The sequence below is a fragment of the Ruegeria sp. HKCCA5839 genome, assembly GCF_013035585.1.
In the GTDB taxonomy this organism is placed as follows: Bacteria; Pseudomonadota; Alphaproteobacteria; order Rhodobacterales; family Rhodobacteraceae; genus Ruegeria.
Genome location: NZ_WQIE01000002.1, coordinates 555825 through 571549, shown reverse-complemented (window position 1 = coordinate 571549; position 15725 = coordinate 555825). Strand labels below are relative to the sequence as shown.

The following is a 15725-nucleotide window of genomic DNA, read 5'->3' as shown; positions in this document are numbered from 1 at the left end:
CTTTTCTAAAGGCCTCAGAACCCGACAAACAGGCTTATCGGGCCGCGTGTCGCGCCAACGCCAGCCGCCACATAGGTCCCGCTGGAGCCTACGCCAACGCTGGCATTCATTGTCGGTTGCAGCGGTTCACCATCTGCGCCGCAGCCTGCCAACACCGCACAGGTAGCTACCAAGATCGTTGCGCGCAGCAGAGTCATCAGACCATCGCTTTCCATCTTTGAACCTGGGCCCGCACTTGATCCGGTGCGGTGCCACCGTAGGACTGACGCGAGTTTACCGAATTTTCGACCGTAAGAACAGAATAGACATCTTCAGTGATGTCACCATGGACCGATTGCATATCGGCAAGGCTCAGATCAGGCAGGTCACAGCCTTTGTTTTCGGCCATCGCAACCAACGAGCCGGTGACATGGTGCGCATCCCGAAACGGCAGCCCGGGCACACGCACCAGCCAATCGGCCAGGTCCGTCGCGGTCGAAAAGCCTGACCCTGCAGCAGCGGCAAGACTGTCGCGATTGGCAGTCATGTCCTTGACCATGCCTTCCATCGCCGCCAGCGCCAGCATCCAGTTGTCGGCGGCATCAAATACCTGCTCTTTGTCTTCCTGCATGTCTTTGGAATAGGCCAAGGGCAGGCCCTTCATCACCATCATCAGCGCAGTATTGGCGCCAAAGATGCGCCCCACCTTGGCCCGGATCAACTCGGCCGCATCCGGGTTTTTCTTTTGTGGCATGATCGAGGATCCAGTGGAAAAGCGATCAGACAAGGTGACAAAGCGGAACTGGGCCGAGGACCAGATCACCAGCTCTTCGGCAAAGCGCGACAGGTGGACAGCGCAGATTGACGCGGTGGACAGGAATTCCAGCGCGAAATCGCGGTCGCTGACGGCGTCCAACGAGTTGGCGGCAGGTCGATCAAAACCAAGCGCCTTGGCCGTCATATCGCGGTCGATGGGGAATGAGGTTCCGGCCAGCGCCGCAGCACCCAAGGGGGACTCGTTCATCCTGGCGCGCGCATCGCGGACGCGCGACAGATCGCGGCCAAACATCTCGACATAGGCCATCATATGATGCCCCCAAGTGACCGGCTGCGCGGTTTGTAGATGGGTAAAGCCCGGCATCACCCAATCGGCCCCGGCCTCGGCCTGCGCCAAAAGCGCACGGATCAAAGCCAGCAAACCCGTTTCAGCCGCATCCAGCTGATCACGCACCCACAGTTTGAAATCGGTAGCGACCTGATCGTTGCGCGATCGGCCTGTGTGCAAGCGGCCTGCGGGCTCTCCGATAACCTCTTTCAGGCGCGCTTCGACGTTCATGTGGATGTCTTCCAGTGCGGCCGAGAACTGAAACTCACCCTTCTGGATTTCTGACAAAACGGTGAGCAGCCCTTCCCGAATGGCCTCGGCATCACTATCACTTATGACGCCTGTCGCAGCCAGCATGGCGGCATGGGCGCGCGAGCCTGCAATGTCCTGGGCTGCCATCCGCTGATCGAACCAGATCGAGGCGTTGATCGCCTCCATGATCGCGTCTGGACCGGCGGCAAAGCGGCCGCCCCACATCTGGTTCGAGGATTGATCGGTCATGAATGAAAACCCGGAGTTGATATGCGCCTGTTACGTCTGATCCCCCTTTATATGGCCCTTGCGTTGGGTGCAAACGCAGCTTTGGCAACGGATGCCGAAACGCTGGCACCCTTGCGGGATGGCTCTCTGAAACGGCTGATCTTGCATAGCGAACCCAAAGAGGCCAAGACCATCGAGTTCCAATTGGAAGATGACGGCGGCGTTGGCACGCTGGAAGACTATGCCGGCAAATACGTGCTGGTGAATTTCTGGGCCACTTGGTGTGCGCCTTGTCGCAAAGAGATGCCTCAGATTGCCGAGCTGCAAGAGGAATTTGGCGGCGACAAGTTCGAGGTTCTGACCCTGGCCACAGGCCGCAACTCTCCTGCCGGGATCAAGAAATTTTTTGACGACAATGGCATCACGGGCTTACCGCGCCACCAAGACCCAAGCTCGTCCGCCGCGCGTGAATTCGGTGTCGTTGCCCTGCCGATCACTGTGATCCTGAACCCCGAAGGCCAGGAAATTGCACGTTTGATCGGAGACGCGGAATGGAATTCCGACAGCGCCAAAGCGATCATCTCGACCTTGGTGGGCGCCGAAAGCTGACCCCTGCGGTCAACGTGAGACACGGAACCTTCGGGCGCCTGCAACGCCCGAGGGTAGTTTCATTTAGTCGGGCTTGGGCCATTTTATGCCCTGATTTCAAGCTTTCGGCACCAAACCGCTCAAGAAAGCGGCACCTGCGTCGGCAGAACCCAAAGCCGAAGCGACCCATATTGAAACGCCGATATTGGTTGCCACATGGATAACAGAAGACCGAAGCACCCGAGGACCGCATGACCCGTATCACATCCATCTCGACCTATATCGGCCTGCTGGGCCTTGTTTTGTCGATGGTTGCCGCTTTGGCAGAAACGGTGTCGCCCGGGGCTTTGCTTTTTGGCTTTATCCTGATGCTGACCGGTATGTTTGGCGCGATTATCGGCGCTGCGGCCTCGTGGTCCTTTGAGCGCGCCCGATCAAACTGACCAATATTCTGAAACGTCTTAACCGCAGATTCATCTGTTTGCCCTGAAATCATGACCAACAGGGTTTGGCCATGACTGAAGGATCGTCACGGATATGCGGAACAAGAGGCTTGCAGACCTGCCGGAAGGTGCGGACAGCCCGCTGAACGCTGCGGTTTCGGCGCGGGATCGTTCGGCGGTTCAGATGGCGACCGAAGCGGTGAAACACAAGCAATGCAAGCTGGCGTTTCAGCCGGTCATGCAATCGCGCCCACCCCAGGGCGTCGCCTTTTACGAGGGGTTCATCCGCGTGTTGGATGAAACCGGGCGCGCCATTCCCGCGCGTGAGTTCATGCCGCAGGTTGAAAACACACCTGTGGGTCGCGATCTGGATTGCGTCGCGCTGGAAATGGGTATGCGGACTTTGATCCGAAACCCCGGCATCCGCCTGTCGATCAACATGTCCGCCCGTTCGATTGGCTATGCGCGCTGGTCGCGCCTACTTGAGAAATTTCTCAAACGCGACGCGACACTGGGTGAGCGGTTGATCCTTGAGATCTCGGAAAGCTCGGCGATGCAGGTGCCGGAACTGGTGGTCGATTTCATGGATCGGCTGCAATCGCGGGGCATCGCCTTTGCTTTGGACGATTTTGGCGCCAGCAATTTCAGCTTTCGCCATTTTCGCGAGTTTCTTTTTGACGCGGCCAAGATCGACGGACAGTTCATTCGTGGCATCAGCCGCGACCCCGACAACCAGGCATTGGTGCGCGCACTGATCGCAGTCGCACGCGAGTTTGAGATCCTGGTAACCGCCGAATCGGTCGAAACACCCGAAGATGCCGAATTTCTTGTCGCCAATGGGGTCGACTGCCTTCAGGGGTTTCTGTTTGGCGCACCGACAGTCTCTCCGCCCTGGATCGGGAAAACCAAAGCAAAAACCGGAACTTGATGCCTGTTTTCAGTGATCTGCCCAAATCAAACTTACGCTGAGACAAGCTGTCCGTTGCTGCAATTGCAGCATTGGGGTATTTCAGGCAGAGTTGAGCGGGGGAACATGAGGCGCTCTGACTCTGGCAGAGCGAAGCTTTGCAACTTGCGCCGTCAGATTTCCCACAGGACCATGACGGTAAAGGACTGATCAAATGACCAACGTAGTAATCGCATCCGCCGCACGCACAGGCGTCGGCAGCTTTAGCGGTTCGTTTGCGAACACCCCTGCACATGACCTGGGCGCCGCCGTACTCGAAGCGGTTGTCGAGCGCGCCGGGATCGACAAAGGCGAAGTCAGCGAAACCATCATGGGTCAGGTTCTGACCGCGGCTCAGGGCCAGAACCCTGCACGTCAGGCGCATATCAATGCGGGCCTGCCGCAGGAAAGCGCGGCCTGGGGCATCAACCAGGTCTGCGGCTCGGGCCTGCGCGCTGTTGCGCTGGGTGCGCAGCATATCCAACTCGGGGATGCTGACATCGTGGCCGCCGGTGGCCAGGAAAACATGACCCTGTCGCCCCACGCTGCCGCCCTGCGCGCCGGTCACAAGATGGGCGACATGAAATACATCGACACGATGATCCGTGACGGCCTGTGGGACGCATTCAACGGCTACCACATGGGCCAGACCGCCGAAAACGTTGCCGAGAAATGGCAGATCAGCCGCGATATGCAGGACGAATTCGCCGTAGCCTCGCAGAACAAGGCAGAAGCAGCTCAGAAGGCCGGTAAATTCGACGACGAGATCGTGCCCTTCACCATCAAGACCCGCAAGGGCGACATCGTGATGGACAAGGACGAATACATCCGCCACGGCGCGACCATCGAAGCCATGGGCAAACTGCGCCCAGCCTTCACCAAAGAGGGTTCGGTTACGGCCGCCAACGCGTCAGGCCTGAATGATGGCGCGGCCGCGACGCTGCTAATGTCGGCTGAAAACGCTGAAAAACGCGGGATCGAGCCTCTGGCCCGGATTGCATCGTACGCAACGGCTGGTCTGGACCCGTCTATCATGGGTGTTGGCCCGATCTATGCGTCCCGCAAGGCACTTGAGAAAGCGGGCTGGTCGGTTGACGACCTGGACCTGGTTGAAGCCAACGAAGCTTTCGCCGCGCAAGCCTGTGCCGTCAACAAGGACATGGGCTGGGACCCTTCGATCGTAAACGTCAACGGTGGCGCCATCGCCATTGGTCACCCAATCGGGGCATCCGGCTGCCGCGTTCTGAACACGTTGCTGTTCGAAATGAAGCGCCGCGATGCCAAAAAGGGTCTGGCCACCCTCTGCATCGGTGGCGGCATGGGTGTTGCGCTCTGCGTGGAGCGCGACTGAGTGCTTTGACATTTCAGCAGAAAAGGCGCCCCGGTGGCGCCTTTTTTGTTACACTCAGATAACAGCTTGGGCTGCGACACTATTTACTGCGTGAAACGCCACCTTCACACAGAAGCAATATTGCGCACGCTCGCCCTTGGAAGTAACCAAATTACCAGGTCGACTAAAATTGGAGGAGTCATCAATGGCACGTACAGCACTCGTAACCGGAGGGTCTCGCGGCATCGGCGCAGCAATTTCCAAGGCGCTCAAAGCCGAAGGATACAAGGTTGCGGCGACCTATGCGGGGAACGATGAAGCGGCGGCAAATTTCACCGAAGAAACCGGCATCGCCACCTATAAGTGGAACGTCGCTGATTATGACGAATCCAAAGCGGGCATCGAAAAGGTCGAGGCCGAGGTCGGCCCGATTGATATCGTGGTCGCCAATGCAGGCATCACGCGCGACGCACCGTTCCACAAGATGACACCCGAGCAATGGCATCAGGTGATCGACACCAACCTGACTGGCGTGTTCAACACCGTTCATCCGGTATGGCCCGGCATGCGCGAACGTAAGTTCGGGCGGGTCATCGTCATCAGCTCGATAAACGGCCAGAAAGGGCAATTCGCACAGGTGAACTATGCCGCGACCAAAGCGGGTGATCTGGGTATCGTGAAATCTCTGGCCCAAGAAGGCGCGCGTGCCGGTATCACCGCCAACGCAATCTGCCCCGGCTATATCGCCACCGAGATGGTGATGGCTGTGCCCGAAAAAGTTCGCGAATCGATCATTGGTCAAATCCCCGCGGGTCGTCTGGGTGAACCGGAAGAGATTGCGCGCTGTGTGGCTTTCCTGGCCTCAGATGATTCTCAGTTCATCAACGGTTCGACGATTTCGGCGAACGGTGCACAGTTCTTTGTCTAAGCCAAGCCGAGCTTGAAACGAATTGGGCCGGCCCCAAACAGGCCGGCCCTTGTGCATCCCGTAAGAACGCGCGCGCTGCGTTCAGCGGAAACTAAATACTTTCTTCAGCATCGCAATAATTGCCGTGCCCCGTGCTTCATGTGCGCGGTGAAAGGCGCGGCGGGCGGCTGGATTTGTGGTCATCTCGATCATCTTCGCGGTCCTTTCAGAACAGTTTCATTTGACTTGATCTGAATATGACCCTTAATTTCGAAAGCGACAAACGAGTAATTCTCGCAGTTCAGTTAAGAAAAATTTGACCGTATGCCAGACAGTTTACCCCCGCTCACAGCCCTACGCGCCTTTGACGCTGCCGCCCGGCACATGTCTTTCGCCAAGGCCGCCGACGAGTTGCACGTGACCCCTGCTGCGCTGTCTTTTCAGATAAAATCGCTTGAGGAGCATTTAGGCCGTCCCCTGTTTCGCCGCCTGAACCGAGCCGTCGAGCTGACCGAAGCCGGTCGAACCCTTGCACCCGGTGCAGCAGACGGGTTCGCTACTCTTCAGGCCGCATGGCAAGCGTTACGCCGACAAGGAGACGACACCAGCCTGACCGTGACAGCCGGACCCGCCCTGACCGCCAAGTGGCTTGCCCCGCGCCTCTACGAATTCGCACGCGCACATCCGGAAATCGATTTGAAATTCTCGGCGACTTTGCGAAATATGGACCTTGAACGGGATGACGTCGATGTTGCCATCCGGTTCGGCTATGGGCCTGACGAAGAGCTCTATTCTCTGCCGGTTCGCAAAGAGTGGCTGACCCCGGTGATGACCCCCGAACTGGCCGAGCAGTATCCAACAGTTGAAAGCTTGCAAGAAGCGCCGCTGATCCACGACGATTCGATCGCATTTCTGAAACCCCCCGCAAACTGGGCGACATGGTTCCGCGCGGTGGGCGTAGATTTTGAGCCCAAACACGGCGCCAGTTTCTCACATGCCGATCACACGATTGATGCGGCTGTAGCGGGTATGGGTGTCGCGCTTGGGCGACGTTCGATGATCATCAAGGACCTGACCGAGGGGCTGTTGGTCGCCCCTTTCAAAGTTGCGATTGAAACACAGGGGCGATTTCGCTTTCTCTGTCTGCCAGGTGCCGAAAAACGACCTCAGATCGCAGCATTCAGGGATTGGTTTGTCGCAGAGATCGAAAAGACCGCACATATCTCGGACGCGTTTCAGATCATCCCGGTCGAGGACATTGCCGCATGACTCGATCCCGCGCGACAAGTATCGGTTTTGTTGCCGTACTTCTGTGGTCTCTGCTTGCCCTGTTTACAGTTGGGTCAGCACCAACCCCGCCTTTGTTGCTGAACGCGATCTGCTTCAGCCTTGGTGGGACGTTGGGGCTGATCTGGACATGGCGTACGGGCGGCATCGCGCAACTGCGCACGGTCCGGTGGCCCATCTACATCTTCGGAACAGTCGGACTGTTTGGCTATCACGCGCTATATTTCTCGGCGTTGCGGATGGCGCCAGCGGCCGAGGCCGGGCTAATTGCCTACCTCTGGCCGCTGCTGATCGTTTTGCTTTCGGGCCTGCTGCCAGGTGAGCATCTGCGCGCAGGACACCTGATTGGCGCCTGTCTGGGCTTTGCGGGGGCTGCACTGATCATCTTGGGTGGAGGTGGAGCAGGCTTTCAATCGGATCACCTGCCCGGCTATGGCCTGGCCCTGCTGTGCGCTTTGACATGGTCGGGCTATTCCGTTTTGTCCCGCCGTTTGGGCGATACGCCCACAAATTCTGTCGCAGTGTTTTGCGTGCTAACTGCTATTGCCTCTTGGATACTGCATTTCACGCTTGAGGACACGATCTGGCCCGACACCGCCCTCAGCTGGGCCTCTGTTCTTGCTCTTGGGCTCGGACCAGTTGGGCTTGCGTTTTACGTCTGGGATATCGGGGTCAAACAGGGCGACATTCAGATGCTTGGAACCAGCTCTTATGCTGCACCGCTATTGTCGACTCTGGTTCTGATCCTGGCCGGGATCGCCACCCCAAGCTGGGGTCTGGCGATCGCGGCGGTTTTGATTACCGGTGGCGCGGTACTTGCAGCCCGCGCCAGCTTTGCGAATTAGGCCGACAGGCGCTCGATCTCTTCTTTCAGTTTCAATTTCTGCTTTTTGAGCTGGGCGATGTGGAGATCGTCGATGCCTGGCGAGCGCTGAGCTTGTTCTACTTCAAGACCGAGAGTTTCGTGTTTTTTCTTCAGTTCCGTCAGATGTGCGCTAACGCTCATGGCGATCCTCCTTGGTGGGTATACAAATAGTACGTGTGAAGTTGACCACATCAATTCAACCCTGTCACGCCGCAGCTGCACAGAATCTGTCACAAATCCTAGGAATTCGGCTGATCAATGCCGACTAGGGATCAAACCCGGCCAAGCTTGCACCGTTGCGCAGCACCGCGCTCAGTTCGGGGGCATAACTATCACCGTCCCGCTCGTGCCGAACGCCTTGATGCAGAATCACCGGTGGATGCAGCTTGAAAGCGGCCCGCCCGCCCTTGCGCGCGCGCAGGATCACAAGTTCGGCATCGCGACCAACCCGCGCCGCCAGAGGCAGAATCTCGACCGAGCCCAGATGGCCCGTGCAGGCCACCAGCATGTCCGGAAGCCGGTCAGCTTTCTGGATCATGCTTAAATAGCCTTTTGGGGCCAGCCGCTTTGCCGCGACCTCAACCCATAGGGCAAGCGGCGTCTGTTCGCCCAAAGCGATGCTGCGCCCGGTGTCTCGCGCTGTGCTGTGCGCGCCTGGTTTGTAATAGGGCGGGTTTGCAATCACGTGATCGAATTGCTTTTGCCGCAGATCGGCGGGCATTGCTGTCAGGTCTGCCTGGACAACATCCAGATCAACCGCGTTCTCTTGTGCATTCCTGCGCGCCAAATGCGCGTATTCTTCCTGCAATTCGACCCCGGTGAGCTGCAATCCGGGCACCCGCGCCGACAGGCACAAAATGGCCGCTCCTGCGCCGCAGCCAAGCTCCAGCACCGACTGCCCCGGTGACGCGGGGACCGATGCGGCCAGAAGAACAGGATCAACTCCGGCACGATAACCTGCCTTGGGTTGCCACAGCCGAACACGACCACCCAGAAAGTCATTGCAGGTCAGATCGCTTTCATCACGCGCCGTCATCGACCCAAAGGGATGTCATTGTCGTGCATCACACGTTCTGCCCGGGTCAGATCATCGGCACGCACCATCAGCCGGCGAGGGAAGATTCCAATGCCGCCTTCGAGGATGCTCATATTTACGTCCATCTGAAAGCAGTCTATATCCTCGCCCTCAAGGAGAGCGGATGCAAAAGCCAGAATTGTTGGATCGGTGCTGCGCAAAAGTTCTTTCATGGGGATGGATGTAAGGGCAAGGCAAGGCGGAAGTCGAGCCTTGTATCAGGAGTGTGATGAATATCAGCACGATCTCGAAACCGCATGAGCGACTGGCCGGAATTCTGACCGAGGAAATGGCGGCGGTAAATGTATTGATCCGCACGCGGATGGCCTCGGATCACGCCCCGCGCATTCCCGAAGTGACAGCACATCTGGTCGAAGCTGGTGGCAAGCGGCTGCGTCCGATGCTCACTTTGGCAGCGGCCAACCTGTTTGGTTATGCCGGCGACCACCATGTGCGGCTGGCGGCGACGGTTGAGTTTATTCACACAGCCACGTTGCTGCACGACGATGTAGTGGACGAAAGCGGTCAGCGCCGCGGTCGGCCTACAGCGAACCTGCTCTGGGACAACAAATCCAGCGTGTTGGTGGGTGACTACCTGTTTTCGCGCAGTTTTCAGTTGATGGTCGAAACCGGATCCCTGCGGGTTCTGGACATTCTCTCCAACGCATCGGCCACCATTGCCGAAGGCGAAGTGCTGCAAATGACCGCCGCAACGGATCTGCGCACGGATGAATCGGTTTATCTGCAAGTTGTGCGCGGCAAGACCGCGGCCCTGTTTTCTGCGGCCACCGAAGTGGGCGCTGTGATCGCCGGGGCATCGGACGCGCAGGTTCAGGCCTTGTTCGACTATGGGGATGCATTGGGCATCGCGTTCCAGATTGCCGACGACCTGCTGGATTATCAGGGCGACAGCAAGGCGACGGGCAAAAACGTTGGCGATGATTTCCGTGAACGCAAATTGACCTTGCCGGTGATCAAAGCCGTCGCACAGGCCACACCTGAAGAACGCGCTTTCTGGCAACGCACCATCGAGAAGGGCCGCCAGGAAGATGGCGATCTGGATCAAGCTCTGGCGCTGATGCACAAATACGGCACGTTGGACGCCACCCGCGCCGACGCGTTTGGATGGGCAACCAAGGCCAAAGCTGCGCTGGAAGGCCTACCCGATCACGAGTTGCGCGACCTGCTGCGCGACCTGGCCGATTACGTGGTCTCGCGCCTTAACTGAGCGTTGTCGCCCGCACCCACCAGTCCGGCTGGGCCGCGCCGATCTCATAGGCCGCAAAATGCGCCGCTTTCATCGTCGGATAGAGTGCAAAGCAGGTTGAACCCGATCCCGACATGCGGGCCAGCAAAACATCGCGAGTGTCGCCCAGCGCGTCCAGCACATCGATGATCTGCGGCGCAACCGAGCATGCCGGGATTTGTAGGTCATTACGCTGGGTGCTCAGCCATTCGGCGCAGGTGGTGACACTGTCGAAAACGTCAATGTCGGCTGGCATGGCCGGGTTGTCCTTGCGATCCAGCGCCTGAAAAACCGGCCCGGTGGGCACCGAAACACCGGGGTTGACCAGCAGCGCTGGCAAAGGCGGCAAGACGGCTGGGCTCAAGTCCTCTCCGATACCTTGCATCCGCGTGGCCTTGCCCCGACCACAGACTGGAACATCGGCACCCAGTGACAGCGCCACAGCTGTATCTGCGCCCCCAAGTGCCCGCAAGGTTGCCGCCGCATCCGAAGAACCACCCCCGATGCCGCCACCATGGGGCAGTGCCTTATTCAGGGTAATTTGCCCCGTCCAATCCACGGCCTGTGCAGCACGCCACACAAGGTTGCGATCGTCGGTCGGAACGCCTTGGGCAAACTCACCGCTGACCTCGATCGACAGAGCTGGACCAGGGTGAAAGGTCAGGTGATCCCCAACATCGGCAAAAACAACCAAAGAATCCAACAGGTGATACCCGTCCGAGCGCTGGCCGGTCACATGCAGTGTCAGGTTGATCTTGGCCGGCGCGAAGGCCTCAGCCGTCATTGGCTACTTTCAACGGGTCAGCGCCTTCTTCTTCCAGAACCACGTCCAGACCAACCTCTAGCTTGCGCCGAATGCGGTCCGGGTCGGCTTCGCCATCGCTGTCTTCGGGGTCAATGAAGGACAAGGCGCGCTTCCATTGGAATTCAGCCTCGCGATAGCGGCCAACCGCCCAATAGACATCGCCCAAATGGTCATGCACGACCGGATCAACGGCCATCAACTCGGCCGCGCGTTCCATATGTTCGACCGCTTCATCATAGCGTCCAAGACGGAACAAGACCCATCCCAAACTGTCTACGATATACCCGCTGTCTGGTCGTGCCGCGACCGCGCGTTCGATCATGTCCAGCGCCTCATCCAGCTTTTCCCGCCGCTCCACAAGAGAATATCCCAGGTAATTGAGCACCTGCGGCTGATCCGGGTTCAGTTCAAGCGCTTTGCGAAAATCGGCCTCGGCCTTGTCCCAGTCCTTGAGACGCTCATGGGAAATCCCGCGCGCATAGTGCAAGAACCAGCTCGCATCGGCCCCTTGCGCCGTCAGATCAATCGCCGTGTCGTATGAGGTGACAGCTGCGGCATAGTTTTCCTGTTGCCGCTGCAAATCTGCCAGAGCCACATGCACGGCAGGCAAACCCGGCTGTTGAACAGCAAGGCTTTCCAGAACTTCGACCGCAGCATCCTCTTTGCCAGACCGGCGCAGAACTTCAGCCCGACCAAGCTCGGCCACGTGGTAATCCAGACTGTCGACAGGAACCTGTCGATAGGCCTCGACCGCCAGGTCAAACTGACCCAGGTTTTCCAGCAACTCGGCGCTCATCAAAACAGCATCAATATGATCGGGACGCAGGTAGCTGGCGATGCGGGTATAAAGCAGAACATAGTCTTGCGCCGCCTCGTTGTTCAACGCTGCACCGACCGAATGGAATACTTCGGCTACGCCATCCTTGACGTTGCCAACATGGGTGAACGGAAGCGTTTCGCCCGCTGAAAGCCGCGCCTTGTAGTCATCGATAAAAGGGTCGCTCCCTGCCGAAAATACGTCTTCGATGAATTGCAACGCGTCATCGTTACGATCCAATTGCGAAAGCACTTCGACCCTAGAAAGCGCGGCCCGGCGCGACAGACGCGACGCTGCTGCATCGCCCTCAGAGAACACTTCTTCTGCGCCCTCAAAGTCCCCGACCGAGGCCAGCGCAAGAGCCTTATGGTACATCGCGAACGCGCGCAGACCCTCTTGCTCGGCAACGGTATCGAACTGCTCCATCGCCTTGGTCATAGCGCCCTGACCGATCTGCACCCAGGCAATCATCAAGCCATCGACCAGCGGACCAATGCCTTGGCTTTCCGGATCAAGCGCCAGAAACTCCTCGAATTGCTCGTTTGCGATCATCGTGGCCGCGATGGTCATACTCGCAGCCTGAGCCTGCCCATCATATTCGGCCACCGTCTCAGCGATGGGCAATGCGCCCTCGATATTGCCCAGCGCAATCCGCGCTAACAACACGCTTTCCAGAAGTCGGCGATCTTCGGGGTTTGAACGTAAAGCGCGCGAATAGTAACGCTCAGCCGCTTTGTAGTCGCTTTCGTAGATCGCTTGCCGACCGGCAAGATAAGAGCCCGCGCCGACATCCGCTAAACCAGGAAGCGCAACAGAAGAAGAAAGAACCACAGCAAGCGCTGTGCGACGGATCAAGGAAAACACCGGAAAACTGCCTTGTTGCCTATTATCAGGAACAAGCTAGGGCCTCTGACCTCCAGAGGCAATGGCCGGACCATCACGACCCCGCCATTGTCTGCATTTCTGCCTACATATTGGGGTAGTTCGGCCCGTCGCCGCCTTGTGGCGTTGTCCAGGTGATATTCTGGCTGGGATCCTTGATGTCACATGTTTTGCAGTGCACGCAATTCTGAAAGTTGATGACAAAACGCGGCCCGTTTTCGTCCTCGACCACCTCATAGACCCCTGCCGGGCAATAACGCTGCGCTGGCTCGTCAAACTCGGGCAGGTTCACATTGACCGGGATATCCGGGTCGGCCAGCCGCAAGTGACACGGCTGGCTTTCCTCATGGTTGGTCGCCGCGAAGGATACGTTGGTCAGACGGTCGAATGACAGCACTCCATCGGGCTTGGGATAGTCGATCGGTTGATGCTTGCTGGCATCTTCGGTCGATTCAGCATCGTTCTTGCCGTGACCCAGGGTGCCCAACAGCGAAAAGCCAAGCGTGTTGGTCCACATGTCCATTCCACCCAGCGCAAGACTGGCAGTCAGACCGTATTTCGACCAAAGCGGCTTGACGTTGCGCACTTTCTTCAGATCGCTGCCGATCGCGCCGTCCCGTACGTCGGTCTCATAGGCGGTCAGTTCGTCGCCCGAGCGTTCAGCTTTGATCGCGTCATAAGCAGCCTCGGCTGCGGCCTTGCCAGACAGCATCGCATTGTGGTTGCCCTTGATACGCGGCACGTTCACCATACCCGCCGAACAGCCCAACAGTGCAACACCCGGAGCCACCAGCTTGGGCATCGACTGATACCCACCCTCGGTGATCGCTCGGGCACCATAGGCCACGCGTTTGCCGCCTTTCAAAAGCTGAGCCACCATCGGATGATGCTTGAAGCGCTGGAATTCCATATAGGGGTAGAGATAGGGGTTCTTGTAGTTCAGATGCACCACGAACCCGACATAGACCTGATTGTTTTCAAGATGATAGATGAAAGATCCGCCACCTGCATTGCTGCCCAGCGGCCAGCCCATGGTGTGGGTGACCGAACCTTCCTTGTGCTTTTCGGGGTCGATCTCCCAGATCTCTTTCATGCCAACGCCGTATTTCTGCGGCTCTTTCCCGGCTGACAGATCGTATTTGGCGATGACCTCTTTGGACAGCGATCCGCGCACACCTTCGGACAGGAACACATACTTGCCGTGCAGCTCCATCCCGGGCTCGGTATTGGGGCCATACGATCCGTCAGGCTCCAGGCCAAACACACCGGCGACAACGCCTTTGACTTCGCCATTGTCGCCATAGACCAGCTCGGAACAGGCCATGCCTGGGAATATTTCGACGCCCAGCGCTTCGGCTTGCTCGGCCATCCAGCGGCAAACATTGCCCATCGAGACGATGTAGTTGCCATGGTTGTTCATCAACGGTGGCATGGGCGCGTTTGGGATGCGCAGCTGACCCGCTTCGCCCAGCATGTAGAAGTTGTCATCCTTGACCGGAACGTTCAGCGGTGCGCCTTTTTCTTTCCAATCGGGGATCAACGCATCCAGACCACAGGGATCAAGCACCGCACCCGACAGGATATGCGCGCCGACTTCCGACCCTTTTTCCAGAACCACGACATTCAGGTCAGCATCCAGCTGTTTCAAACGGATGGCCGCAGACAGACCCGCGGGGCCTGCACCCACGATCACCACGTCATATTCCATCGCTTCGCGTTCAATCTCGGCCATCGCGGGCTCCTTCGCTAACTTTCCGAATTGACGCTTTTCGCGTTCCGTCGGCGCAATTTTGTTTCACGGGTGATTACATGGTAGGAAAGACCTTGGTCAATCGAAACACGGCGTAACAGCGCCTCTAATCGTCACTTCTGCTTTCCGGTGCATCGCCCATTAGGTATCTGGGACCGCTGCCATGGGATTTGGCGCGATCATCAGGGTTGTAAAGCGCGCATTTGGGCAAGCTGAGACAGCCACACCCGATGCAGCCATCCAAATTGTCGCGCAGCCGGATCAGCGTATCGATTCGCGCGTCCAGATGCGCGCGCAAACCAACGCTGATTTTCTTCCAATCCTGCGGTGTTGGCGTGCGATTGCCCGGCAAGCCGGACAGGACCTCGCGGATTTCCGGCAAGGTCAGACCGAACTGCTGCGCGATCATGACGAAACTCAACCGCCGAATATCCGCACGTTGATACCTGCGTTGACCACCTGCATTGCGCCAAGGCGCAATCAAACCCTGTGCCTCGTAATAGCGGATAGCCGAAACTGCCAATCCGGTTCGACGCGCCAACGCGCCAATTGCAAGCCCTTCGTAAGCTGCCATGAGACCTCGCAAGAATTTCCTTGACCTAAAGTTAGGTTTAGAAATTATCGTGAGTCGGGACAAGCCCTAATTGAAGGAGATCCCATGATGGCAACGCTTGAACACACCAACATCACAGTCCGCGATCCCCAGGCAACCGCAGCTTGGATGCAGGATGTCTTTGGCTGGAAAACCCGCTGGGAAGGCCCCGCGATATCGGGTGGATTCACGGTTCATGTGGGTGGGCCCCACACCTATCTGGCGCTTTACACGCCCGACAGTCCCAAACCATCCAACGAAAGCAGCTATGACGTTGTCGGCGGGCTGAACCATGTGGGTGTTCTGGTTGAGGATCTGGATGCTGCCGAAGCAAGCGTGCGCAAAGCCGGATTCGAACCTCATAACCATGCCGATTATGAACCGGGTCGTCGGTTCTACTTCCGTGATGACAATGGGATCGAGTTTGAGTTGGTGCAATATGATTGAGATGCTCTGGCTAACCACCCCCTCTGATCGATGGAGCAAAGGCCCCCGCAAAGACATGAACCGCCGGCGTGGCGAAACCCGCTCCAAACGGCGCAAAGTCGCGAATTTACCGGCGGGGGGCGTCTGAACCCTTGCAATTCCCATTTCATTTGGGTCAGGTATTCTTCAACCAACACTTCGC

Annotated in this window: 18 protein-coding genes; 9 read left to right on the top strand and 9 right to left on the bottom strand. The window is 58.0% G+C overall.

The genetic code is table 11. The features are described from left to right. Positions 1-14: 14 nt before the first annotated feature. Both GOV38_RS08365 and argH read right to left on the bottom strand, forming a co-directional pair. Positions 15-215 (bottom strand): argininosuccinate lyase, encoded by a 201-nt coding sequence (locus GOV38_RS08365; RefSeq protein WP_254453166.1) that lies wholly within the window; start codon positions 213-215, stop codon positions 15-17. Further along, the gene (gene argH, locus GOV38_RS08360) at positions 197-1585 is read right to left on the bottom strand and encodes an argininosuccinate lyase (protein ID WP_171208985.1); all 1389 of its coding nucleotides are present in this window, start codon (positions 1583-1585) and stop codon (positions 197-199) included. Before argH ends, GOV38_RS08365 begins: the two co-directional genes overlap by 19 nt. 21 nt (positions 1586-1606) lie before the next feature. Here argH and GOV38_RS08355 point away from each other — a divergent pair, with 21 nt between their 5' ends. The 7 genes from GOV38_RS08355 (at position 1607) to GOV38_RS08325 (ending at position 7910) form a co-directional block, all read left to right on the top strand. Continuing rightward, entirely contained in the window at positions 1607-2173 is a 567-nt protein-coding gene (locus GOV38_RS08355) for a TlpA disulfide reductase family protein (protein ID WP_171208986.1), read from the top strand. 230 nt (positions 2174-2403) lie between these two features. Then, positions 2404-2595, top strand: a complete 192-nt coding sequence (locus GOV38_RS08350; protein ID WP_171208987.1) for a hypothetical protein — start codon at positions 2404-2406, stop codon at positions 2593-2595. 94 nt (positions 2596-2689) lie between these two features. Beyond that, a complete protein-coding gene (locus tag GOV38_RS08345; RefSeq protein ID WP_171208988.1) occupies positions 2690-3523 on the top strand; it encodes an EAL domain-containing protein in 834 nt (277 codons plus the stop codon). Positions 3524-3716: 193 nt separating this feature from the next. Continuing rightward, a complete protein-coding gene (locus GOV38_RS08340) occupies positions 3717-4892 on the top strand; it encodes an acetyl-CoA C-acetyltransferase (protein WP_171100906.1) in 1176 nt (391 codons plus the stop codon). A gap of 184 nt (positions 4893-5076) precedes the next feature. Beyond that, positions 5077-5799, top strand: a complete 723-nt coding sequence (gene phbB, locus GOV38_RS08335) for an acetoacetyl-CoA reductase (protein WP_171208989.1) — start codon at positions 5077-5079, stop codon at positions 5797-5799. 303 nt (positions 5800-6102) lie between these two features. Beyond that, positions 6103-7047: a transcriptional regulator GcvA gene (locus GOV38_RS08330; protein WP_171208990.1), complete on the top strand. Its 945-nt coding sequence runs from the start codon at positions 6103-6105 to the stop codon at positions 7045-7047. Further along, positions 7044-7910 carry a DMT family transporter gene (locus GOV38_RS08325; protein WP_171208991.1) on the top strand — a complete coding sequence of 289 codons (867 nt, stop codon included), beginning with the start codon at positions 7044-7046 and terminating at the stop codon, positions 7908-7910. The genes GOV38_RS08330 and GOV38_RS08325 overlap by 4 nt, the downstream gene beginning before the upstream one ends. Here GOV38_RS08325 and GOV38_RS08320 read toward each other — a convergent pair. The 3 genes from GOV38_RS08320 to GOV38_RS08310 form a co-directional block, all read right to left on the bottom strand. Further along, positions 7907-8071: a YdcH family protein gene (locus tag GOV38_RS08320; protein WP_170350663.1), complete on the bottom strand. Its 165-nt coding sequence runs from the start codon at positions 8069-8071 to the stop codon at positions 7907-7909. The two genes, GOV38_RS08325 and GOV38_RS08320, sit on opposite strands and share 4 nt — an antisense overlap. Positions 8072-8195: 124 nt before the next feature. After that, positions 8196-8966 carry a tRNA1(Val) (adenine(37)-N6)-methyltransferase gene (locus GOV38_RS08315; RefSeq protein WP_171208992.1) on the bottom strand — a complete coding sequence of 257 codons (771 nt, stop codon included), beginning with the start codon at positions 8964-8966 and terminating at the stop codon, positions 8196-8198. Next, positions 8963-9178 (bottom strand): DUF2007 domain-containing protein, encoded by a 216-nt coding sequence (locus GOV38_RS08310; protein WP_170353555.1) that lies wholly within the window; start codon positions 9176-9178, stop codon positions 8963-8965. The genes GOV38_RS08315 and GOV38_RS08310 overlap by 4 nt, the downstream gene beginning before the upstream one ends. 56 nt (positions 9179-9234) lie before the next feature. Here GOV38_RS08310 and GOV38_RS08305 point away from each other — a divergent pair, with 56 nt between their 5' ends. Continuing rightward, entirely contained in the window at positions 9235-10233 is a 999-nt protein-coding gene (locus GOV38_RS08305) for a polyprenyl synthetase family protein (protein WP_171208993.1), read from the top strand. On the opposite strand, the gene GOV38_RS08300 is transcribed toward GOV38_RS08305, so the two are convergent. The 4 genes from GOV38_RS08300 to soxR all read right to left on the bottom strand — a co-directional run bounded on the left by GOV38_RS08300 (position 10226) and on the right by soxR (position 15079). Continuing rightward, a complete protein-coding gene (locus tag GOV38_RS08300; RefSeq protein WP_171208994.1) occupies positions 10226-11035 on the bottom strand; it encodes a 4-(cytidine 5'-diphospho)-2-C-methyl-D-erythritol kinase in 810 nt (269 codons plus the stop codon). The two genes, GOV38_RS08305 and GOV38_RS08300, sit on opposite strands and share 8 nt — an antisense overlap. Continuing rightward, entirely contained in the window at positions 11025-12737 is a 1713-nt protein-coding gene (locus GOV38_RS08295) for a tetratricopeptide repeat protein (protein ID WP_171208995.1), read from the bottom strand. Before GOV38_RS08295 ends, GOV38_RS08300 begins: the two co-directional genes overlap by 11 nt. Before the next feature lie 103 nt (positions 12738-12840). Further along, entirely contained in the window at positions 12841-14487 is a 1647-nt protein-coding gene (locus GOV38_RS08290; protein WP_171208996.1) for an electron transfer flavoprotein-ubiquinone oxidoreductase, read from the bottom strand. A gap of 124 nt (positions 14488-14611) precedes the next feature. Beyond that, the gene (soxR, locus tag GOV38_RS08285; protein ID WP_171208997.1) at positions 14612-15079 is read right to left on the bottom strand and encodes a redox-sensitive transcriptional activator SoxR; all 468 of its coding nucleotides are present in this window, start codon (positions 15077-15079) and stop codon (positions 14612-14614) included. Positions 15080-15163: 84 nt separating this feature from the next. On the opposite strand from soxR, the gene GOV38_RS08280 reads away from it, so the two are divergent. Further along, positions 15164-15544 (top strand): VOC family protein, encoded by a 381-nt coding sequence (locus GOV38_RS08280; RefSeq protein ID WP_171100889.1) that lies wholly within the window; start codon positions 15164-15166, stop codon positions 15542-15544. Positions 15545-15725 lie beyond the last annotated feature (181 nt).

Excerpts from the sequence above, each read along its gene's own strand:
- GOV38_RS08290 (WP_171208996.1), bottom strand. The coding sequence starts at position 14,487 with ATGGCCGAGATTGAACGCGAAGCGATGGAATATGACGTGGTGATCGTG.
- GOV38_RS08310 (WP_170353555.1), bottom strand. The coding sequence starts at position 9,178 with ATGAAAGAACTTTTGCGCAGCACCGATCCAACAATTCTGGCTTTTGCA.
- GOV38_RS08365 (WP_254453166.1), bottom strand. The coding sequence starts at position 215 with ATGGAAAGCGATGGTCTGATGACTCTGCTGCGCGCAACGATCTTGGTA.
- soxR (WP_171208997.1), bottom strand. The coding sequence starts at position 15,079 with ATGGCAGCTTACGAAGGGCTTGCAATTGGCGCGTTGGCGCGTCGAACC.
- GOV38_RS08340 (WP_171100906.1), top strand. The coding sequence starts at position 3,717 with ATGACCAACGTAGTAATCGCATCCGCCGCACGCACAGGCGTCGGCAGC.
- GOV38_RS08330 (WP_171208990.1), top strand. The coding sequence starts at position 6,103 with ATGCCAGACAGTTTACCCCCGCTCACAGCCCTACGCGCCTTTGACGCT.
- phbB (WP_171208989.1), top strand. The coding sequence starts at position 5,077 with ATGGCACGTACAGCACTCGTAACCGGAGGGTCTCGCGGCATCGGCGCA.
- GOV38_RS08355 (WP_171208986.1), top strand. The coding sequence starts at position 1,607 with ATGCGCCTGTTACGTCTGATCCCCCTTTATATGGCCCTTGCGTTGGGT.
- GOV38_RS08320 (WP_170350663.1), bottom strand. The coding sequence starts at position 8,071 with ATGAGCGTTAGCGCACATCTGACGGAACTGAAGAAAAAACACGAAACT.
- GOV38_RS08280 (WP_171100889.1), top strand. The coding sequence starts at position 15,164 with ATGATGGCAACGCTTGAACACACCAACATCACAGTCCGCGATCCCCAG.
- GOV38_RS08300 (WP_171208994.1), bottom strand. The coding sequence starts at position 11,035 with ATGACGGCTGAGGCCTTCGCGCCGGCCAAGATCAACCTGACACTGCAT.
- GOV38_RS08305 (WP_171208993.1), top strand. The coding sequence starts at position 9,235 with ATGAATATCAGCACGATCTCGAAACCGCATGAGCGACTGGCCGGAATT.
- GOV38_RS08325 (WP_171208991.1), top strand. The coding sequence starts at position 7,044 with ATGACTCGATCCCGCGCGACAAGTATCGGTTTTGTTGCCGTACTTCTG.
- argH (WP_171208985.1), bottom strand. The coding sequence starts at position 1,585 with ATGACCGATCAATCCTCGAACCAGATGTGGGGCGGCCGCTTTGCCGCC.
- GOV38_RS08315 (WP_171208992.1), bottom strand. The coding sequence starts at position 8,966 with ATGACGGCGCGTGATGAAAGCGATCTGACCTGCAATGACTTTCTGGGT.
- GOV38_RS08345 (WP_171208988.1), top strand. The coding sequence starts at position 2,690 with ATGCGGAACAAGAGGCTTGCAGACCTGCCGGAAGGTGCGGACAGCCCG.
- GOV38_RS08350 (WP_171208987.1), top strand. The coding sequence starts at position 2,404 with ATGACCCGTATCACATCCATCTCGACCTATATCGGCCTGCTGGGCCTT.